Raw genomic sequence first — 20,207 nt, forward strand, 5'->3', positions numbered from 1 at the left:
TCCGCTTGGGGCCGCCGAATTGATCGCGGCGGCGCAATGGTGCTCTGGACTCGGGCGCTGCGAGGGCAGATATTTGGCCTATGAAGCTCGACCCCTCGTTCATGGATGAATTGCACAACCGTATCTCGCTGGCGCAGGTGGCGGGGCGCAAGCTCATGTGGGATCAGCGCAAGTCGCAGCCGGGCAAGGGCGACCTGTGGGCACCATGTCCCTTCCATCAGGAAAAGACCGCCAGCTTTCATGTCGATGACCGCAAGGGGTTCTATTACTGCTTTGGTTGCCACGAGAAAGGCGATGCGATTTCCTTCGTGCGCAAGACCGAGAACGTCGAGTTCATGGAAGCGATCGAGATCCTGGCGCGCGAGGCCGGCATGCAGATGCCCGCGCGCGACCCCCAGGCCGCCAAGAAGGCGGAAAAGCGCGCCTCGCTGACCGAGATCATGGAGCAGGCGGTGAACTACTTCGGCCTCTCCCTGCGCGGCGGCGCCGGAAAGATGTCGCGGGATTACCTGACCCATCGCGGATTGGACGAGGCGGCGATCCAACGCTGGGATCTGGGCTTTGCGCCGGGGGCCTGGCAAGCGCTTTGGGATCATCTGATCAACAAGGGCAATGCGCCGGACGACCTGCTGGCCTGCGGGCTGGCCAAGCCGTCCAGCAAGGGTGGCAAGCCCTATGACACTTTCCGCAACCGGATCATGTTCCCGATCCGCGATACCCGTGGGCGCTGCATCGCCTTCGGTGGCCGGGCGATGGACCCCGATGACAACGCGAAATACCTGAACTCGCCGGAAACCCAGTTGTTCGACAAGGGGCGTACCCTTTACAACCACGGTCCCGCGCGCGAGGCGGTCGGCAAGGGCCAGCCGCTGATCGTGGCCGAGGGCTACATGGATGTGATTGCCTTGGCCGAGGCCGGGTTCACCGGGGCCGTCGCGCCGCTGGGGACGGCCGTGACGGAACACCAGCTCGACATGCTGTGGCGGATCACGCCGGAACCGGTTTTTGCCATGGATGGCGACAAGGCGGGTCTGCGGGCAGCGCAGAAGGTCATCGACCTGGCGCTGCCAAAGCTTCAGGTCGGCCGCTCGGTCCGTTTCGTGTTGCTGGCCGATGGTCAGGACCCCGACGAACTGCTGAAGGCCAAGGGGCCGGGCGCGATGCAGAAGCTGATCGACGAGGCGCTGTCGCTGGCCGAGCTTCTGTGGCTGCGGGAAACCGGCGGCAAGCGTTTCGACAGCCCGGATCGTCGCGCGGCGCTGGATGCGGCCCTGCGCGCCGCGACCCGGCAGATCCCCGACGAAGGGCTGCGGTACCACTATGATCAGGCGTTGCGTGAAAAGACGCGCGAACTGTTCCGCCCGGTGCGCAAGCCGGGGCAGGCTGGCGCGCGCGCGCCCTATCGGCCCGGCAGCCCGCGCTGGCAGCCGCCGGCGGTACCGCAGGACACGACGAAGAACTCCCTTCTGGCCTCCGAAGACGGCGTGCATCTGGACAGCCTGCGCGAAGCGGTGATCCTGGCCACGCTGATCGTCACCCCGGCCGTGGCGGCGGATTTCGAAAGCGGGATCGAACGCCTTGCGTGCCGCGAGGCCGATCATGCCGCCCTTCGCGATGCGATCCTGACCCATGCCGGGCAGGGGGCCGAGGCCCTGCGCGGCGAAATCACCGCCCGGCTCGGCGCGGCAGCCCTTGACGAACTGCTGGCGCGAACCCATGTGGCCTTGTGTCCTCCGGTACGTTTTCCGGGAGACGAGGAGCGGGCCCGCATGACCGTGGCCGAGGAACTTGCCAAGCTGCATTCGGACCGGGCCCTACGGGCCGAGATCGCCGAGGCCGAGGAAGACATCCTTGGTGCGGAGGACGAGGCGATGACATGGCGGCTTGGTCAGGCGGCGCAGGCGCGCAGCAATGCCAGCCGCAGCAACAACGAGGATCGTGCGGAATATGATCTTGGCGAGAACGGCGCGCGAATCAATCGCGAGGAACGAACTGCCCTCGATGCGTTGCTTCAGTCGATTCGCTATCAGAAACCGCAACGTTGATTTGAAAAGAACAGGGTTCCTCAAGAAATTCAGGGTAAACGGGTGTGCGAATCGCGCAAACGCGATATTGATTCGGACCAACCGAATCGCATGTCGGATGATTCGCTCAGGCGAATCACTTAACGAATCATCTGCTGTGTACCGGACCTGCCGTCCGGCGCCCCGCCCCGGACCCATTGCCTAGGAGTATCGCCATGGCCGCCAAGGACAACGACGAAGCCCAGATGGAAGAGCAGGAGGCGGAAGTCTCTCTCGACATGAGCCAGGCTCAGGTCAAGAAGATGATCGCCGAGGCGCGCGAGAAGGGGTTCATCACCTACGACCAGCTGAATCAGGTCCTGCCCCCGGATCAGGTTTCCTCGGAACAGATCGAAGACGTCATGTCGATGCTGTCCGAAATGGGCATCAACATCATCGAAGATGAAGAGGCCGAAGAAGAAGAGGGCAAGAACACCGCCGTCACCACGACGAACCAGAACCGCGAAGTCACTATCGGTGGCTCGGGCTCGGAAAAGCTGGATCGGACGGACGACCCGGTGCGGATGTACCTGCGCGAAATGGGCAGCGTCGAACTGCTGAGCCGCGAGGGCGAGATTGCCATCGCCAAGCGGATCGAGGCCGGGCGCAACACTATGATCGCGGGCCTGTGCGAAAGCCCGCTGACCTTCCAGGCGATCACCATCTGGCGCGACGAACTTCTGTCCGAAGACATTCTTCTGCGCGATGTGATCGACCTTGAAACAACCTTCGGCAACACGCTTGGCGACGAAGAGGGCGAAGAACCGGCTGTCGATACGACGGCCGTGAAGCCCGCGCAGGCCAAGACCGAAGCCGGTCCCGAGCTTGACGCCGACGGCAATCCCATCGCGACCGATGACGATGACGACGAGGACGATCAGCAGAACATGTCCCTTGCGGCCATGGAAGCGGCGCTGAAGCCCCGTGTGCTGGAAACCCTCGACCGGATCGCGGACGATTACGAAACCCTGTCGGAAATGCAGGACAACCGGATCAGCGCCACGCTGAACGAAGACGGTTCTTTCAATTCCGACGAGGAGGCGCAGTATCAGAAGCTGCGCTCCGAGATCGTGCTGCTGGTCAACGAACTGCACCTGCACAACAACCGGATCGAAGCACTGATCGACCAGCTTTACGGCATCAACCGCCGCATCATGCAGATCGACAGCGCGATGGTGAAACTGGCCGACCAGGCCCGTATCAACCGCCGGGAATTCGTCGAGGAATATCGCGGTCACGAGCTTGATCCGAACTGGATGGACCGGATGTCGCAAAAGCCGGGTCGTGGCTGGCAGATGTTCATCGAACGCTCTTCGGACAAGGTCGAGGAACTGCGCTCCGACATGGCCCAGGTCGGGCAATATGTCGGTCTCGACATCTCGGAATTCCGCCGCATCGTGCAGCAGGTCCAGAAGGGCGAGAAAGAAGCCCGGCAGGCCAAGAAGGAAATGGTCGAAGCCAACCTGCGCCTCGTCATCTCCATCGCCAAGAAATACACGAACCGCGGTCTGCAATTCCTTGATCTTATCCAGGAAGGCAACATCGGCCTGATGAAGGCCGTGGACAAGTTCGAGTACCGCCGCGGTTACAAGTTCAGCACCTATGCGACCTGGTGGATCCGCCAGGCCATCACCCGGTCCATCGCGGATCAGGCGCGCACGATCCGGATCCCGGTCCACATGATCGAGACGATCAACAAGCTGGTCCGTACCGGGCGCCAGATGCTGCACGAGATCGGTCGCGAGCCGACCCCGGAAGAGCTGGCCGAAAAGCTGCAAATGCCGCTGGAAAAGGTCCGCAAGGTGATGAAGATCGCCAAGGAGCCGATCAGCCTCGAGACCCCGATCGGGGACGAGGAAGACAGCCAGTTGGGCGATTTCATCGAGGACAAGAACGCGATCCTGCCGCTGGATTCCGCCATTCAGGAAAATCTGAAGGAAACCACGACCCGCGTTCTGGCAAGCCTTACCCCGCGCGAGGAACGGGTTCTGCGGATGCGTTTCGGCATCGGCATGAATACCGATCACACGCTGGAAGAAGTCGGGCAGCAGTTCTCGGTCACCCGCGAACGGATCCGTCAGATCGAAGCCAAGGCGCTACGCAAGCTCAAGCATCCCAGCCGCAGCCGCAAGCTGCGCAGCTTCCTCGACCAATAGTCGAACGGGTTCTCAGGCCGACGTCATGCACCGAACAAGAAGGCCGCCCCGATCAGGGCGGCCTTTTTTGATGCCTCTGGCCAGACGTGACGGCTGCGCAGTCCAGGGTTGGCCGCGGCAAACGTGGGGGTGTTGCACGTCTCGGTGCAGGCGCCTCTGAAAAGATTGCCGCTCCCTTTCCACCGAAGCACGCGAGTTGCCCGGGAGCACCCGAAGACACCCTGGTCTAGCTATCCTCCGGGAATGTCTCGATCGTCAGGGTGGCCTCGCAATTGCGGTTCTCGTAGGTGCCGATCCAGATGTCATAAAGCCCATCCGACGGGTTGGTCAGGTGGATCTGGGCATCGTATTGGCCATCGTCATCGTCGAAGAACCAATTGCCCGCCCCGGTATTGATCAGCAGCACCGTGTCGCAGTCGCCCACGGCGGTGAAGCGCAGGTCGAAATCCCGCGTCTTCCGGTAGTGCAGTTCGAAATCCGGGGGGGCGGCGACATGGCCGGTGGTGAAGGGGCCATTGAAATCGCATCGATCGAGGTCCTGGTCCCCCCCGGCGATGACAGCGAAGGCAACTGCGTTCCACAGGTCATCGGAACTGTAGTAGAGGTCCTCTCCGTCCTCTTCGACATCAGGACAGGCGATGGCCGCACTGGCCAGCAAGGTCAGGGTGAGGGCGGTCAACCCGCCGAAAACTCGGTGCATCATCATCGCGTCGTTCTTTCCCATCTGTGCCCCATACCGATCCGTGACCCATCCCAATGGCCCCATTTCCCAGGGTCCGCCCCGTGAAAAGGGGCCGTTTGTCCTGTCATTAGGCAGGCAGCCGCATTCCGGGCCGCGGGTCATGGCCTGCCCAGAGCGGATAAGGGACCGTGACCGAAAATTCTGAGCCCGCGGTTAATGCAATCGGGAATGCCCCGACAATTGAGGCGACCGCGAGAGCCCCGCGTTGCCCGGACCTTGGGTATTTCGGCCTTTCGCTGCCACCGCACCCCATACCGGGTCCTTTCGCGGCCCGTCTGTCAAGGAAGTGTCATGCGCTCTTGATACCTAGCGCCCAAGAAGCCGGGCCGCGCCCCGGTCGCCCCCTCAGGAGTACCCTTCATGAAGACCTTGTTCGCCTTTGCCGCCGCCACCCTTCTGGGCGCCGTTTCGGTTCACGCGCAGGATGTCAGCGGCAAGCTGGTCCTTTACACCTCGCAGCCCAACGAGGACGCGCAGAAGACCGTGGATGCCTTCATGGCCGCCTATCCCGATGTCACGGTGGACTGGGTGCGCGACGGCACGACACAGGTCATGGCCAAGCTGGCCGCTGAATTCCAGGCCGGCGCGCCGCAGCCCGACGTGCTGCTGATCGCCGACAGCGTCACCATGGAAAGCCTGAAGTCCGAAGACCGGCTGATGGCCTATCCGGGCGCGGATACCTCGGCCTATGAGAGCGGCGTGATGGACCCCGAAGGCTATTGGTTCGCCACCAAGCTGATCACCACGGGTATCATCTACAACACCGCCGCGCCGATGCAGCCGACCTCATACAGGGATCTGCTGAGCGAAGAAGCCAAGGGCAAGATTGCCATGCCTTCGCCGCTGACCTCGGGGGCCGCAACGATCCACATGGATGCGCTGACCTCCAACCCGACGCTCGGCTGGGACTTCTACGAAGCGCTGGCCGATCAGGGCGCCAACCCGCAGGGCGGCAATGGCGGCACTTACAAGGCAATTGCCGGCGGTGAAAAGCTTTATGGTTTCGTCGTCGACTTCCTGCCGATCCGCGAAGCGGTCAAGGGTGCGCCGGTGCGTTTCGTCTTCCCCGAAGAAGGCGTCTCGGCCGTGTCAGAACCCGTCGCGATCCTGTCGACCGCCCAGAACCCCGATGCAGCCCGGGCCTTTGTCGATTTCCTGATCTCGACCGAAGGTCAGGAACTGGCGTCGGACATGGGTTATCTGCCCGCACACCCCGGTGTCGCGGCGCCCGAAGGCTTTCCGGCGCGCGACCAGATCCACCTGATGGAATTCGATCCCGCGAAGGCCCTGAAGAACGACATGGCCAACAAGCAGCGGTTCATGGACATCTTCGGCGGCTGACCCCGGAATGATCCGCAATGCCCTGCGCGGCGAGGGAATATCCCTCGCCGCGCTTTGCCTTTTCGCGCTCCTGCTGTTCGTCATGCCGCTGGGGTTGTTGTTCCGACTCGGGCTGGCCCCGGACGGGGTGCCCAGCCTTGCGCCGCTGGCCGGGGCGCTGGAATCCGATGCAGTGCGCAGGGCGCTGTGGCGGTCACTGGTCAGCGCCAGCCTTTCGGGGGCCGGGGCACTGGTGATCGGCACGGCGCTGGCGCTGGCCATCGGGTTGACGGATCTGCGGCGCAAGGGCGCACAGGTCTTCGTGTTGCTGCTGCCGATGATGATCCCGCCGCATGTGACGGCCATCGCCTGGATCCAGGCGCTTGGGCCCGCCTCGCCGATCCTGCTGGCGCTCGGCATCGCGCCCGAGCCGGGATCGACCCATCCGCTGTATTCCGGGGCGGGGGTGATCCTGCTGCTGACCCTGCAACATGCGCCGCTGGTCTTTCTGGTGGTGCTCTCGGCCCTGCGTGGCCTGCCGCGCGAACTGACCGAAGCCGCCCGCCTTGCCGGTGCGCGGCCCAACCGGTTGCTGGCGCGCATCCTCTTGCCGTTGCTGGCGCCGGCGCTGCTGGCGGGGTTCACGCTGGCCTTCATCTCGGCGCTCGGGAATTTCGGCATTCCGGCGCTGCTGGGGATACCGGCGCGCTATACCACGCTGCCCGTGCTGATCTGGCGACGGCTGGCAAGCTTCGGGCCGGGCGTGCTGGGCGATGTGGCGATGATCTCGATGCTGCTGGCGCTGGTGGCGGTGGTGGCGATCTGGCTGCAGGGGCGGCTGCAACGGCGCCTGCGCTCGGGGTTGATCGGGCTGGCCCAGGCGCCGATGCTGATCCGGCTCGGGGCCTGGCGCGGACCGGTGGCCGGGGCGCTGGTGGTCTACATGCTGATGACGCTGGCGCTGCCGCTTGCCGCCCTGATCTCGACCGCGCTGGTGCCGACCTATGGTGTGCGCCTGACATTCGATACCGCGACCCTGGCGAATTTCGGCGAAGTGCTGCTGCGTCAGTCGGTGACCCTGCGGGCCTTTGCCAATTCGGCCATGGCAGCGGGGCTGGCGGGGCTGTTGTTGGCCGGGCTGTCGGTGCTGCTGGCGCATCAGGCGGGGCGTCGCGGGCGGGGGCCACGCCGCACGGCCGGTGGGATCTTCGTGCTGGCCGAAATCGCCTATGCGATCCCCGGGCTGGTGATCTCCATCGCCTTCATCCTGGCCTTCATCCGCCCGATCCCCTTCACCGGTCTGTCGCTGTACAATACGCTGGCGATCATCTGCCTTGCCTACCTGACCGCCTTCTTCTCGGTCGCGCTCAAGCCCGTGGCGGCGGCCTATGGCCAGCTTGATCCGGGGATCGAGGACGCCGCCCGCGTGTCGGGCGCGCGCTTCGGGCGCCGACTGTGGCGGATCATCCTGCCGCTGCTTGCCCCGGCGGCCGGGTCCGGGGCAATCCTTGTCTTCCTGACCGCCTATAACGAGGTGACGGTCTCGGCGTTGCTCTGGTCGACGGGGAACGAGACCATCGGCACCGTGATCTTCAACTACGAAGACGGCGGATATACGGTGCTGGCCGCAGCCATGGCCAGCGTGACCGTGGCGGTGACGGTCCTGCTGATGCTGTTGCTGGATTGGCTGGGGCGGCGCCTGCCGCCGGGCGTGGTGCCCTGGCGGCTTTAGGGTGGTCTAGGCGGGCAGGGCCCAGGCCTGCTTGATGGCGATCTGCAGGGTCTCGCCGTCTGTCACGCGTGCATCGCTGCGAAACGGCAGCGCCTCGGCCAGACCTTGCACACGCAGCGCGCCTTCCCAGCCGCCCCCGCGGTAAAAGACCTGTTCGGCGCAGGCCGGAATGTTGCCGCTGCCGAGGTCCAGATCGCGGGGGCGCAGTACCACCTGGCCCGGACCCTTGCGCGGCCCGCCCGACAGGGCCACGCGGATCGGCCCAAGATCGGCCGTCGCCCCGTCAAGGCGCGCCTCGAGCAGCGCGGCACGGCCGATGAAGCGCGCCACATGGGCGGTTTCGGGGCGGTCATGAATGTCTTCGGGCGCGCCGACCTGCACGAAACGCCCGGCCTCCATCACCGCGATGCGGTCGGCCAGCGCCATGGCTTCGCGCTGATCATGGGTGATGTAGATCACCGTCGCGCCCGAGGCCTTGTGAAAGGCCAGAAGCTCTTCTTCCATGCGGTTGCGCAGATGCGGGTCAAGGTTGGCCAGAGGTTCGTCCATCAGCACCAGCCCCGATCCGCTGGCAAGACAGCGGGCCAGGGCGACGCGCTGACGCTGGCCGCCCGACAGGTCGGCGGGCTTGCGATCCGCGTGCTCGGTCAGGGAGACGGTCCTAAGGTGCTGGTCCGCGCCTGTCCGTGCCGCCTGCCGCCCCAACCCGTCGCACTCCAGCGGAAAGGCCACGTTATCCCGCACGCTCATATGCGGCCAGAGCGCATAGGTCTGAAAGACGACCGCCACATCGCGTTCCTCGGGCGGGACATGCAGGCCGGGTGCCGAGACCGCTGTGCCGCCAAGGGATATCGTGCCGCGATCCAGTGGCTCCAGCCCCGCGATCAGCCGCAGCAACGTGGACTTGCCACAGCCCGAGGGGCCGAGCACCACAAAGAACTCGCCGGCCTCGATCCGGGTGGTGATGCCGTCCACCGCCGGTTTGCCGGCGAATAGCTTTGCCGTCTCGCTCAGATCCACCGACATGCGGGGCCTCCCATAGCCGAACCTTCGGGTCGGGATAGGGCCGCGCCCAGAGGCGCGCAAGTCGCGGCCAAGTGAAGTTTTTGCGACAGGGGCAGGGCGGTGACTTGGCAGGGGGCAGAGGGGGGCGATGGGGCGCCGGGCAGGCTAAGGTCGTAAGCGGCTGGACTATTCTTTGCCCCGCCCGGGGCTTGCGCTTGGCGCGGTCGCGCAGCATGGTCCGGGCTTGTGGACCTTGAAGCCGACAAAGACGGAGCCGCCGATGACCGCCCCCACCCGATGGACCGACCTTGCCCCGCACCAGGCCTGGTTGCGCAATCAGGCCGACCGCCTTCTGAGCCTGTTCGAAGCCACCGCAATCGACCCCCACGGCGGGTTCTTTACGCTCGACAGCCAGGGCCGGCCAAACGAGGACGACGGGTTCCGCCAGCTTCACGATACCACGCGGATGATCCACTGTTTTGCCCTGGCCGAGCTGATGGGCCGCCCCGGCGCCCATGTGATCGTCGGGCACGGGCTTGATTTCCTGCGCAATTTCCACGCCGACGACAAGCTGGGCGGCTATGCCTGGAACGCGCGGAACGACGGTGCCATGGCAGGCAACAAGACGGCCTATGGCCATGCCTTCACGCTGCTGGCGGCCTCGACCGCGCGGCTGGCCGGGCATGACACCGACGACCTGCTGAAGGACGTGACCGAGGTCATCGACACCCGGTTCTGGGAAGAAAGCGCTGGCGCGGTGACCGAGGAATTCGCGCTCGATTGGGCGCCCTACCCTGAGTATCGCGGCCAGAACTGCAACATGCACATGACCGAAGCCCTGATGGCGGCCTACGAGGCCACGGGCGATGTCACCTACCTCAAGAAGGCCGAGCGGATCGCGGGGCTGCTGATCAATATCCATGCCCGCGCCCATGACTGGCGGGTGGTCGAGCATTTCGATGCCAACTGGCGCCCGGATACCGAATATGACGGGGATCCGATGTTCCGTCCCGCCGGGGTCACGCCGGGGCATGGGCTGGAATGGGTGCGCCTGCTGGTTCAGCTGTATCGTACCAGTGGCGGGTCCCAGGACTGGATGATCGAAGCGGCGCGGGGCCTGTTTGCCCGCGCGATTGCCGATGGCTGGGACAGCACCGGCGGCGGGCTGGTCTATACGACCGATTTCGCCGGGAAACCGCTGGTCCGGGACCGCTACTGGTGGCCGGTCTGCGAAGGCATCGGCGCGGCCCATGCGCTGCGCGGCCTCGATCCGCAGGCCGAAGACTGGTACCGCCGGTTCTGGGATTTTGCCGCCACGCGGCTGATCGACCATGAGAACGGTGGTTGGTTCCCGCAACTGGATGACAAGGGATGCCCATCGCAGGATCCCTTCTTCGGCAAGCCCGACCTCTACCATGCGCTTCAGGCCTGCCTGGTGCCGCTCTGGCCGGTGGAAAATTCCGTCGCCGGGAACCTGTTGCGCGGTCAGTGATCCGCGAACCAGCAGCGTCGGACCTGTCCGGCGCTGCGCCCTGAACTGCGCGGGCAGGGGACCCGGAGCTACAGGACCGGAATCGTCAAAAGGCCCAAACGCCAAAAGGTCCGTCGTGACCGCTGGCATTGCCTGCGGACCCTTACGGATACCTTTTGGTGATTTTTGGAGCGGGCGAAGAGATTCGAACTCTCGACCCTAACCTTGGCAAGGTTATGCTCTACCCCTGAGCTACGCCCGCTCTCTGACGTGGCGCCGAAATACGCGGTAGGACGGGGCGGCGCAAGCAGAAATTTCGGCCTTTTCGGGCAAATTTTTCGGGGCCGATCATTCTGGTGATCTGCGGGCCCAAGGCCCCTGAAAACGCGAAAAACCCCCGTGCATCGCGCTGTTGCGCCATGTTCGGAGGATCGCTGATCTTCAGTAAAATTGGAGCGGGCGAAGAGATTCGAACTCTCGACCCTAACCTTGGCAAGGTTATGCTCTACCCCTGAGCTACGCCCGCATCCATTGGGTGAGGCACGATGTATAAAGAAGCCCGCTGCGCCGCAAGAGGAAATTTGACCACGGGCCAAGAAATTATCCGGGGCGGTTGCCGGTCCCGGCAAGGGCGTATCGGGGGGACTGTCCCCACTGCGCAGCCTTTGCGCAGCGGGGGCAGGGGAGGTCACGCGCGGTTCAGCGTCACTTCGACATTGCCGCGAATGGCGTTGGAATAGGGGCAGACCTCATGCGCTTTCTCCAGCAGGGCATCGGCGGTTTCCGCGTCGACGCCGGGCAACGAAACGCTGAGCGTGACCACCAGGCCAAAGCCCGCGCCGTCCTTGCCGATACCGACCTCAGCAGTGGCGCTGGCGTCATCTGTCAAGGCGACCTTCTGCTTGCCGGCGACCAGTTTGAGGGCCGACATGAAGCAGGCCGCATAGCCGGTGGCGAACAGTTGTTCGGGGTTGGTGCCCTCGCCGCCTGCGCCGCCAAGTTCCTTGGGGGTGACAAGCTTGACCGACAGTGTGCCGTCTTCGGTGTCTGCGGTGCCGTCGCGGCCGCCGGTTGCGGTGGCGCGGGTCGAATAAAGCGGAGTGATGGACATGGTATCCCTTTCCGTGGCTGAAAATTATGTCGTGCACGATATAATAATCCGGAATGCCGCAGTTTCAACCGGTGGCAGGGCCTGTATTGCAAATAAATCGTGTGCGACCTATTTAAGGGGGATGACAGAATTGCTTCCCGACCCCCCGAAAACGCCGGATCAGGGTGATCAGATCCCGGCACCGACCGAAGCACTGATCTGCTTCAACCTCTATGCGGCCAGTCATGCCTTCATCCGGCTTTACACGCCGCATCTGGACCGTTTGGCGCTGACCTATCCGCAGTTCCTGGTGCTGTTGCTGCTGCATGACCGGGATGGTCAGCAGGTGGGGGAGCTGGGGCGCGCCCTTTCGATGGAAACCAACACCCTGTCACCGCTGTTGAAACGGCTGGGTGATATGGGGCTGATCACACGACAAAGGTCGAAGAAAGATGCGCGCCGGGTAGCGATCTGCCTGACAGATGCAGGGCGCACCAAGGCCACAGCCGTGGCCGATGTGCCGGGCTGCATCGCGCGCGAAAAGGGTTTGAGTGCCGATGGCTATCGCCACACGCTCGAGATGTTGAAGGCCCTGCGCGGCTGGATCGACGCTTCGCCGCAGGCCTAGGGGTCAACGCAGGGGCGCGCGCCAGCCGGCGGCCAGCGCCTCTGCCTCGGAGCAGAACCAGCGCTCACCGTGATCGGTGGAGATTCGCGTCGCCGCATAGCTGCGCGAATAGGGCGTGTGATAGATCCGTTCGCCGCTTCGCGAGATATTGCCCTTGATCGGGCAGTTTTCCGGCGTGACCTGGCTGGCGCTGTTCCAGCGGCTGGCGCGGAAATCCCATGGTGTTTGCGGCGTGCCACGCGCCCAGAGGCCGCGACCGGCGGCGCGGGCCTCGTCCTCCAGCGGCAGGTAGTCGCGAGAATAGCGCACGAAGGCCATGGCGTGGCCATTCGCGATCATCGTCCCGCCAAGATCGACCTTGCCGGCAAAGCAATGGGCCAGAAGTCGGTCATAGGCATCATATTCAGCGCCCGTGCAGGTGATCTGCCGGCCCGAGGTGATCCGCTGCATGAAGGCGGTGGACTGCTGGCCGCAGGGCAGGCCATTGCAACTTTGCGCGCTTTCGGGGGCATCGATACCGAACAGGCGGATCTTGGTGCCTGCGATGTCCAGCGTGTCGCCATCCACCACGCGCGCCGCGCCGGTGACGGAAAACTCGGCCCTCGCGATCTGAGGCACCGACGCAAGCGACAGGGCCGAAACGGTCAGGGCGGCAAGAGACAGGGCACCGCGCAGAATGGCGGGCCGCAGGGCGGTCAGGGGGAACATGGCAGATCTCGCAAGGCAGGGCGTTAACGAAGGTTAACACCTCGACGCCCGGCTCTGCATCCGCAAAAGACCGGAAGGGTTAAGGGGGGGCAGCAAAAAGGCCCGCCTGGTCAGGGCGGGCCTTGGTCGTCGTCAGCGGCGGCGGATCAGTCTTCGTATTCGATCAGCAGATCCTTGGCGTCGATCTGCCCGCCGGGGGTCACATGCACGGCCTTGATGACGCCGGAGCGGTCCGCATGAAGGCCGGTTTCCATCTTCATCGCCTCGATGGTCAGCAGCAGGTCGCCTTCCTTGACGGCCTGACCGGCGGTCACCCCGATCGAGGCGACGACACCGGGCATGGGTGCTGCCAGATGGGCGTTGTTGGTCGGATCGGCCTTGGGCCGCGCCGCGGAGGCGCCGGTGATCGACCGGTCCGGCACCCGCACGACACGCGGCTGGCCATTCAGTTCGAAGAACACCCGGACCTCGCCATCTTCATGGGTTTCCCCGACGGCCTGCAGGCGGATCTCCAGGGTCTTGCCGGGGTCGATCTCGGCCGAGATCTGTTCGCCGGGATCCATGCCGTAGAAGAAGGTCTTGGTGGGCAGGGTGCGCACCGGGCCATACATCTCGTGCCGGACGGCGTAGTCGGTGAAGACCTTGGGGTACATGATGTAGGAATTGAGATCCTCGTCATCGATCTCCCGCCCTTCCAGCTTGTCCGAGACTTCTTTCCGGGTCGCTTCCAGATCAATGGGGGGCAGGTGCTTGCCGGGGCGGTCAAGGTTGGGTTTGTCGCCCTTCAGGATCTTCTTCACTAGCGGCGCCGGGAACCCGCCGGGAGGTTGGCCGAGGTTGCCACGCATCATGTCGATCACCGAGTCGGGGAAGGAGATATCCCGCTTGGGATCTTCGACCTCGGCGCGCGAAATGTCCTGGCTGACCATCATCAGGGCCATGTCGCCCACCACCTTGGACGATGGCGTGACCTTCACGATGTCACCGAACATCTGGTTCACCTGGGCATAGGTATGCGCGACCTCGTGCCAGCGTTCCTCAAGCCCCATGGAGCGCGCCTGGGCCTTGAGGTTGGTGAACTGACCACCGGGCATTTCGTGCAGATAGACCTCGGAGGCGGGGGCCTGCATGCCACTTTCAAAGGCGATGTACTGCCCGCGCACGGCTTCCCAGTAATCGCTCATCAAGCGGATCTGTTCGATGTCTAGGCCGGTGTCGCGGTCCGTATGGGCCAGCGCCTCGACGATGGAGCCCATGGTCGGCTGCGAGGTATTCCCCGAAAGCGCATCCATGGCGCAATCGGCGGCATCGACGCCCATTTCGGCTGCCGCCAGGATCGTCGCCCCCGCGATGCCGCTGGTGTCATGGGTATGGAAGTGGATCGGGATGCCGATTTCGTCCTTCAGTGCCTTGATCAGCACGCGGGCGGCGGCGGGTTTCAGCAGCCCGGCCATGTCCTTGAGCCCAAGGACATGGGCACCGGCGGCCTCAAGCTCCTTGGCCATGCCGACATAGTACTTCAGGTCGTACTTGGCCCGGTCGGGGTTCAGGATATCGCCGGTGTAGCAGACCGTGCCTTCGCAGATCTTTCCGGTCTCCACCACGGCATCCATGGCGACGCGCATGTTCTCGACCCAGTTGAGGCTGTCGAAGACGCGGAAGACATCCATGCCGGTTTCGGCGGCCTGCTTGACAAAGCTTTCCACGGCGTTGTCGGGATAATTGGTATAGCCGACACCGTTGGAGCCGCGCAGCAGCATCTGGGTCATGATGTTGGGGCAGGCGGCGCGGATGTCGCGCAGGCGCTGCCAGGGGTCTTCCTGCAGGAACCGGAAGGCCACGTCGAAGGTCGCGCCGCCCCAGCATTCAAGGCTGAACAGTTGCGGCAGGTTGCTGGCATAGACCGGCGCGGCGCGGATCATGTCGATCGAGCGCATCCGCGTGGCAAGCAGCGACTGGTGACCGTCGCGCATGGTGGTGTCGGTGATCAGAAGCTGCTTCTGCGCCAGCATCCAGTCCGCCACGGCCTTTGGTCCCTTGGTATCGAGCAGGGACCGCGTGCCAGCTGGGATCGCATCGCTCATTTGTGCCGGGGGGCGCGGCGTCTTGAAGCCCTCGGGCAGGGCAGCGCGCCCCTTGGTTTCGGGGTGACCGTTGACGGTGATGTCGGCGATGTAGGTCAGCACCTTGGTGCCGCGGTCCTGGGTGACCTTGAACTCGAAAAGCTCGGGCGTCGTATCGATGAACTTGGTGGTGTACTGGTTGCTCAGGAAGGTCGGGTGCTTCAGCAGGTTCTGCACGAAGGCGATGTTGGTGCTGACACCCCGGATGCGGAATTCCCGCAGCGCGCGATCCATCCGGGCGATGGCCTTTTCGGGCGTCTGGGCCTTGGCGGTGACCTTCACCAGCAGCGAATCGTAATAGCGTGTGATGACGCCACCGGAATAGGCGGTGCCTCCGTCCAGGCGAATGCCCATGCCGGTCGCGGTGCGATAGGCGGTGATGCGGCCGTAGTCGGGGATGAAGTTGTTCTGCGGGTCCTCGGTGGTGATCCGGGTCTGCAAGGCGTGGCCGGTCAGGCGCACGTCGTACTGGCTGGCCTTGCCGGTGGCGGCGGCCAGGCTCTTGCCCTCGGCAATCAGGATCTGGGCCTGCACGATGTCGATGCCGGTCACTTCCTCGGTGACGGTATGTTCGACCTGCACGCGGGGGTTGACCTCGATGAAGTAGAACTTGCCGCTGTCCATATCCATCAGGAACTCGACCGTGCCGGCGCATTCGTAGTTCACATGGGCACAGATCTTGCGCCCCAATTCGCAGATCTCTTCGCGCTGCGCCTCGGACAGGTAGGGGGCAGGGGCGCGTTCAACGACCTTCTGGTTGCGGCGCTGGACGGAACAATCGCGTTCGTAAAGGTGATAGATCGTGCCCTGCTTGTCGCCCAGGATCTGGACCTCGACATGGCGGGCGCGGATGATCATCTTTTCAAGGTAGCCTTCGCCATTGCCGAAGGCGGCCTCGGCCTCGCGGCGACCCTCAAGCACCTTTTCCTTCAGTTCCTCGGGGCCGTTGATCGGGCGCATGCCGCGTCCGCCGCCGCCCCAGCTGGCCTTCAGCATCAGGGGATAGCCGACCGCCTCGGCTTCGGCCTTGATGGCGTCGAAGTCATCGCCCAGCACCTCGGTCGCGGGGATCACCGGCACGCCGGCTTCGACCGCGACACGCCGCGCGCTGGCCTTGTCGCCAAGGGCGCGCATGGTGGCGGCTTTCGGCCCGATAAAGGTGATTCCGGCCGCGTCGCAGGCATCGACGAATTCGGGGTTTTCCGACAGCAGGCCATAGCCCGGGTGAATGGCATCCGCCCCGGACATCTTGGCGACACGGATGATTTCGGGGATCGACAGATAGGCGGCCACGGGACCGAGGCCCTCGCCGATCCGGTAGGCTTCGTCGGACTTGAAGCGATGCAGGCTCAGCTTGTCCTCTTCGGCATAGACCGCGACGGTCTTCTTGCCCATCTCGTTCGCGGCACGCATGATCCGGATGGCGATTTCGCCCCGGTTCGCGATGAGGATCTTTTGAAAATCAGCCATGTTCACTCCCTTGGTACAGCCTTGCAGCCCGTGGCGCAGCCTCCCGCCCCGTCCCGACAGGAAACGCTACGCCGCGCTGCAGCGCAAGCGGGATTGTCGCAAAACTTTTGATTGCGCTACCGGTTGCAGGAAATCGCCTGATACGGGACCTGGGGCGCAATGCAGGGTCGAAACGCGCCCGGGCGGCGCCAAAATGGTGCGGAATCTATCCAATTCGATTCCCGGGCATCTGTCAGGCTCCATTCGGGCGCTTCTGCTGGAACGGGATTTTGACGGCGTCATTTCACCTTGGAACGTATGGGGAACGGCAGTTGGCAAGGCAGACGTGGCGCGGTATGATGTGCCATGAGCTCTTATTCCGAAGATGACGCGTTCGAAGCCGCAGTTCCCTTGTCGCGCCAGGCCATGGCCGCGCGTCCGACACCCTATCTCGACGATCTGAATCCGGCGCAACGCGAAGCGGTCGAAACGCTGGACGGGCCGGTGCTGATGCTGGCCGGGGCAGGGACGGGCAAGACCAAGGCGCTGACCTCGCGCATTGTGCACCTGCTGAACACAGGGCGGGCGCGTCCCAATGAAATCCTGTCGGTGACTTTCACCAACAAGGCGGCGCGGGAGATGAAGACCCGCGTTGGCCGGATGTTGGGCGAAACCGTCGAGGGCATGCCCTGGATGGGCACCTTTCACGCTATCTGCGTCAAGCTGCTGCGCCGTCACGCCGAACTGGTCGGACTGAAATCGAACTTCACCATCCTCGACATGGATGACCAGTTGCGTCTGCTCAAGCAGCTGGTGCGCGCCAGCAACATTGACGAAAAACGCTGGCCGCCGCGTCAGCTTGCCGGGTTGATCGACAGCTGGAAGAACCGCGCCTGGACCCCGGCCCATGTCCCCGCCGCCGAGGCCTCGGCCTATAACAACCGTGGAACCGAGCTTTACGATCAGTATCAGCGCCGCCTGCTGGAACTGAACGCCGTCGATTTCGGTGACCTGCTGCTGCACATGGTGACGATTTTCCAGAGCCACGACGATGTGCTGTCCCAGTACCAACGCTGGTTCAAGTACATCCTCGTCGACGAATATCAGGATACCAACGTGGCTCAATACCTGTGGCTGCGGCTGCTGGCGGGCGGGCACAAGAACATCTGCTGCGTCGGGGACGACGACCAGTCGATCTATGGCTGGCGGGGTGCCGAGGTTGGCAACATCCTGCGGTTCGAAAAGGATTTTCCCGGCGCCAAGGTGGTGCGGCTGGAACAGAACTACCGCTCGACCCCACATATCCTGTCGGCCGCCTCGGCGGTGATCCGGGGCAACGAAGGGCGCCTTGGCAAGGAGCTCTGGACCGAGGCGGAAGAGGGAGAAAAGCTGCGGCTGATCGGCCATTGGGATGGCGATGAAGAGGCCCGCTGGGTTGGGGACGAGATCGAGGCGATGCAGCGTGGCACCCGCGGTATGGCGCCCTTCGGCCTTGATACCATGGCGATCCTGGTCCGCGCCTCGCACCAGATGCGCGCCTTCGAGGATCGCTTCCTGACCATCGGTCTGCCTTACCGGGTCATCGGCGGCCCGCGTTTCTACGAGCGGTTGGAGATCCGCGATGCCATGGCCTATTTCCGTCTGGCCGTGTCGCCCGCCGATGACCTGGCCTTTGAGAGGATCATCAACACCCCCAAGCGTGGTCTCGGCGACAAGGCCCAGCAAAAGATCCAGATGACGGCGCGCGACCATGGCGTGCCGTTGCTTGATGGCGCACGGATCCTGCTGCAACAGGCCGGAATCAGCGGCAAGGGCGCGGGACAGTTGCGCCTGTTCATCGAGGGTATGGACCGCTGGGGCGGCCTGGTGAACAGCCCGGACCTGTCGCACATGGACCTTGCGGGGATGATTCTGGACGAATCGGGCTACACCGAGATGTGGCAGAACGACAAGACGCCAGAGGCGCCAGGGCGGCTCGAGAACCTCAAGGAACTGGTCAAGGCCCTCGAGAACTTCGAGAACCTGCAAGGGTTCCTCGAACATGTCAGCCTGATCATGGATAACGAGAAAGAGACCGATGGCGAAAAGGTCTCGGTCATGACGCTGCACGCGGCCAAGGGGCTGGAGTTTCCGGCCGTGTTTCTACCAGGCTGGGAAGACGGGCTTTTCCCGAGCCAGCGCAGCATGGATGAAACAGGCCGCAAGGGTCTAGAGGAAGAACGCCGGCTTGCCTATGTGGGAATCACTCGGGCCGAACAGGTCTGCACGATTTCCTTTGCAGGCAATCGCCGGGTCTTCGGTCAGTGGCAAAGCCAGTTGCCATCGCGATTTATCGACGAATTGCCCGCCAAGGACGTCGAGGTCCTGACGCCACCCGGCCTATATGGCGGCGGGTTCGGCGCCGCGGTGCAAAGCACGGTGGATGTCCGCGCCTCGGAAGCGGACGGCTATGATTCCCCCGGCTGGAAGCGCATGCAGTCGCGCGCCAGCAGCCGCCCTATGTCGCAACCGCGCGAGACCCGAAGTTCGGTGATCGACGCCGAAGCGATCAGCGCCTTTGCCATAGGCGAACGGGTCTTCAATCAGAAATACGGCTACGGCGAAGTACTGGGTATTGAAGGCAACAAACTGGAAGTGGCCTTCGACAAGTCCGGCATCAAGAAGGTCGTGGCAAGTTTCCTCAGCACGCCGGACGACATCCCCTTCTGAAGGGACCCGGTCGCGGTCCGCCTTTCTTTAAGTGTTGGAAGGGGGCGCTGCCCCCAATCGTGCCTGCGGCCCGATCCCCCCGGAGTATTTCCAGCTAGGTGAATAAGCACGGCGCGTCTCGCTCACCTGGCGCGAAATACTCCGGGGGAATTGAGGCCGCAGGCCTCAAGGGGGCAGCGCCCCTGAAATTTACATGTCCTGAAAATGAAAAACGGCGGTGCCAGGGAGGAGGAGAGGCACCGCCGTTCGTTTGACGACCGCTCAGGGAGGAGGAGAGAGCGATCGGTCTGTTGCCAGGTTCCGGCAGGGCCAGGGAGGAGGAGAGGCCCTGCCGGTCTTGGCATCACCGCTCAGGGAGGAGGAGAGAGCGGCGAATTTTTTGCGAAGCGTAACCCTGCTTCGGGGATGAGGTCCGGTGATGCCAGGGAGGAGGAGAGGCATCACCGGGAAACACGACCGCTCAGGGAGGAGGAGAGAGCGACCGATCTTTGGCCAGTGTCCGGCAGGGCCAGGGAGGAGGAGAGGCCCTGCCGGTCTTGGCATCACCGCTCAGGGAGGAGGAGAGAGCGGCGAATTCTTTTCGAAGCGTAACCCCGCTTCGGGGATAGGTGCGACGATGCCAGGGAGGAGGAGAGGCATCGTCGCTGGTCTCAGAGGGCCCAGGGAGGAGGAGAGGGCCGCCTGATCTCGGTGTTCTTCAGGCCGGTTGTCCGTAGGCTTGTTGATAGGCCACGGTCCGGATCAGCGAGCGGCGCAACCCAAGGTCGCTAAGCTCGCGGTTATTCATGGACGACAGTTCGTCCAGGCACTTGCGATAGGCCGCGTAACGGGCGTAGCGTTCGCCAATCTGGGCGAAGAGGCGCACCAAGAGGGTCTGGCCTTCGTTTGCCTGACCTTGATATCCGGTTGCCATTGCCATCGTTTCGATCCTTCGTCTCGCATCTCTGTCTGCGGCGTCTTGACTGTCCGTGCCGATCTCGTTGGCGCTAACTGCCTTGCTGCTGTTGACCT

At 63.8% G+C, this 20,207-nt stretch carries 13 protein-coding genes and 2 tRNA genes; 7 read left to right on the forward strand and 8 right to left on the reverse strand.

The genetic code is table 11. From position 1 onward, the window contains the following. The first annotated feature begins 80 nt into the window (after positions 1 to 80). Positions 81 to 2,045, forward strand: a complete 1,965-nt coding sequence (gene dnaG, locus PSAL_RS02045; protein WP_119839727.1) for a DNA primase — start codon at positions 81 to 83, stop codon at positions 2,043 to 2,045. A 194-nt stretch (positions 2,046 to 2,239) separates the two neighbouring features. After that, on the forward strand, positions 2,240 to 4,219 hold the full coding sequence (gene rpoD, locus PSAL_RS02050; protein ID WP_119839726.1) for an RNA polymerase sigma factor RpoD: 1,980 nt from the start codon (positions 2,240 to 2,242) through the stop codon (positions 4,217 to 4,219). Positions 4,220 to 4,445: 226 nt separating this feature from the next. On the opposite strand, the gene PSAL_RS02055 is transcribed toward rpoD, so the two are convergent. Then, positions 4,446 to 4,943 carry a hypothetical protein gene (locus PSAL_RS02055; RefSeq protein WP_147407638.1) on the reverse strand — a complete coding sequence of 166 codons (498 nt, stop codon included), beginning with the start codon at positions 4,941 to 4,943 and terminating at the stop codon, positions 4,446 to 4,448. A gap of 378 nt (positions 4,944 to 5,321) precedes the next feature. Here PSAL_RS02055 and PSAL_RS02060 point away from each other — a divergent pair, with 378 nt between their 5' ends. Together PSAL_RS02060 and PSAL_RS02065 are read left to right on the forward strand one after the other, a co-directional pair. After that, on the forward strand, positions 5,322 to 6,302 hold the full coding sequence (locus tag PSAL_RS02060) for an ABC transporter substrate-binding protein (RefSeq protein ID WP_119839724.1): 981 nt from the start codon (positions 5,322 to 5,324) through the stop codon (positions 6,300 to 6,302). A gap of 7 nt (positions 6,303 to 6,309) precedes the next feature. Next, a complete protein-coding gene (locus tag PSAL_RS02065; RefSeq protein WP_119839723.1) occupies positions 6,310 to 8,013 on the forward strand; it encodes an ABC transporter permease in 1,704 nt (567 codons plus the stop codon). Positions 8,014 to 8,019: 6 nt separating this feature from the next. Here the strand turns inward: PSAL_RS02065 and PSAL_RS02070 are convergent, their stop codons facing one another. Next, positions 8,020 to 9,039: an ABC transporter ATP-binding protein gene (locus tag PSAL_RS02070; protein WP_119839722.1), complete on the reverse strand. Its 1,020-nt coding sequence runs from the start codon at positions 9,037 to 9,039 to the stop codon at positions 8,020 to 8,022. Between the two features lie 259 nt (positions 9,040 to 9,298). Between PSAL_RS02070 and PSAL_RS02075 the strand changes: the two genes are divergently transcribed. Beyond that, positions 9,299 to 10,510, forward strand: a complete 1,212-nt coding sequence (locus PSAL_RS02075; protein WP_119839721.1) for an AGE family epimerase/isomerase — start codon at positions 9,299 to 9,301, stop codon at positions 10,508 to 10,510. A 166-nt stretch (positions 10,511 to 10,676) separates the two neighbouring features. Here the strand turns inward: PSAL_RS02075 and PSAL_RS02080 are convergent. From PSAL_RS02080 to PSAL_RS02090, 3 genes are all read right to left on the reverse strand, one after another. Further along, a tRNA-Gly gene (locus PSAL_RS02080) sits at positions 10,677 to 10,751 on the reverse strand. A gap of 189 nt (positions 10,752 to 10,940) precedes the next feature. Continuing rightward, positions 10,941 to 11,015, reverse strand: a tRNA-Gly gene (locus tag PSAL_RS02085). A 162-nt stretch (positions 11,016 to 11,177) separates the two neighbouring features. Next, positions 11,178 to 11,600: an organic hydroperoxide resistance protein gene (locus PSAL_RS02090; RefSeq protein WP_119839720.1), complete on the reverse strand. Its 423-nt coding sequence runs from the start codon at positions 11,598 to 11,600 to the stop codon at positions 11,178 to 11,180. Positions 11,601 to 11,721: 121 nt separating this feature from the next. On the opposite strand from PSAL_RS02090, the gene PSAL_RS02095 reads away from it, so the two are divergent. Continuing rightward, a complete protein-coding gene (locus PSAL_RS02095; RefSeq protein ID WP_196222813.1) occupies positions 11,722 to 12,207 on the forward strand; it encodes a MarR family winged helix-turn-helix transcriptional regulator in 486 nt (161 codons plus the stop codon). A 3-nt stretch (positions 12,208 to 12,210) separates the two neighbouring features. On the opposite strand, the gene PSAL_RS02100 is transcribed toward PSAL_RS02095, so the two are convergent. Together PSAL_RS02100 and PSAL_RS02105 are read right to left on the reverse strand one after the other, a co-directional pair. Then, complete coding sequence (locus PSAL_RS02100; RefSeq protein WP_119839719.1) at positions 12,211 to 12,915, reverse strand: thermonuclease family protein; 705 nt, start codon at positions 12,913 to 12,915, stop codon at positions 12,211 to 12,213. A 146-nt stretch (positions 12,916 to 13,061) separates the two neighbouring features. Further along, positions 13,062 to 16,508, reverse strand: a complete 3,447-nt coding sequence (locus PSAL_RS02105; protein ID WP_119839718.1) for a pyruvate carboxylase — start codon at positions 16,506 to 16,508, stop codon at positions 13,062 to 13,064. Positions 16,509 to 16,853: 345 nt separating this feature from the next. Between PSAL_RS02105 and PSAL_RS02110 the strand changes: the two genes are divergently transcribed. Beyond that, a complete protein-coding gene (locus tag PSAL_RS02110) occupies positions 16,854 to 19,196 on the forward strand; it encodes an ATP-dependent helicase (protein WP_119839717.1) in 2,343 nt (780 codons plus the stop codon). A gap of 697 nt (positions 19,197 to 19,893) precedes the next feature. Here the strand turns inward: PSAL_RS02110 and PSAL_RS02115 are convergent. Next, complete coding sequence (locus PSAL_RS02115; protein WP_231388582.1) at positions 19,894 to 20,115, reverse strand: DUF1127 domain-containing protein; 222 nt, start codon at positions 20,113 to 20,115, stop codon at positions 19,894 to 19,896. Between the last annotated feature and the right edge of the window lie 92 nt (positions 20,116 to 20,207).

Source organism: Pseudooceanicola algae (assembly GCF_003590145.2).
Classification (GTDB): Bacteria; Pseudomonadota; Alphaproteobacteria; order Rhodobacterales; family Rhodobacteraceae; genus Pseudooceanicola; species Pseudooceanicola algae.

Excerpts from the sequence above, each read along its gene's own strand:
- dnaG (WP_119839727.1), top strand. The coding sequence starts at position 81 with ATGAAGCTCGACCCCTCGTTCATGGATGAATTGCACAACCGTATCTCG.
- rpoD (WP_119839726.1), top strand. The coding sequence starts at position 2,240 with ATGGCCGCCAAGGACAACGACGAAGCCCAGATGGAAGAGCAGGAGGCG.
- PSAL_RS02055 (WP_147407638.1), bottom strand. The coding sequence starts at position 4,943 with ATGGGAAAGAACGACGCGATGATGATGCACCGAGTTTTCGGCGGGTTG.
- PSAL_RS02060 (WP_119839724.1), top strand. The coding sequence starts at position 5,322 with ATGAAGACCTTGTTCGCCTTTGCCGCCGCCACCCTTCTGGGCGCCGTT.
- PSAL_RS02065 (WP_119839723.1), top strand. The coding sequence starts at position 6,310 with ATGATCCGCAATGCCCTGCGCGGCGAGGGAATATCCCTCGCCGCGCTT.
- PSAL_RS02070 (WP_119839722.1), bottom strand. The coding sequence starts at position 9,039 with ATGTCGGTGGATCTGAGCGAGACGGCAAAGCTATTCGCCGGCAAACCG.
- PSAL_RS02075 (WP_119839721.1), top strand. The coding sequence starts at position 9,299 with ATGACCGCCCCCACCCGATGGACCGACCTTGCCCCGCACCAGGCCTGG.
- PSAL_RS02090 (WP_119839720.1), bottom strand. The coding sequence starts at position 11,600 with ATGTCCATCACTCCGCTTTATTCGACCCGCGCCACCGCAACCGGCGGC.
- PSAL_RS02095 (WP_196222813.1), top strand. The coding sequence starts at position 11,722 with ATGACAGAATTGCTTCCCGACCCCCCGAAAACGCCGGATCAGGGTGAT.
- PSAL_RS02100 (WP_119839719.1), bottom strand. The coding sequence starts at position 12,915 with ATGTTCCCCCTGACCGCCCTGCGGCCCGCCATTCTGCGCGGTGCCCTG.
- PSAL_RS02105 (WP_119839718.1), bottom strand. The coding sequence starts at position 16,508 with ATGGCTGATTTTCAAAAGATCCTCATCGCGAACCGGGGCGAAATCGCC.
- PSAL_RS02110 (WP_119839717.1), top strand. The coding sequence starts at position 16,854 with ATGAGCTCTTATTCCGAAGATGACGCGTTCGAAGCCGCAGTTCCCTTG.
- PSAL_RS02115 (WP_231388582.1), bottom strand. The coding sequence starts at position 20,115 with ATGGCAATGGCAACCGGATATCAAGGTCAGGCAAACGAAGGCCAGACC.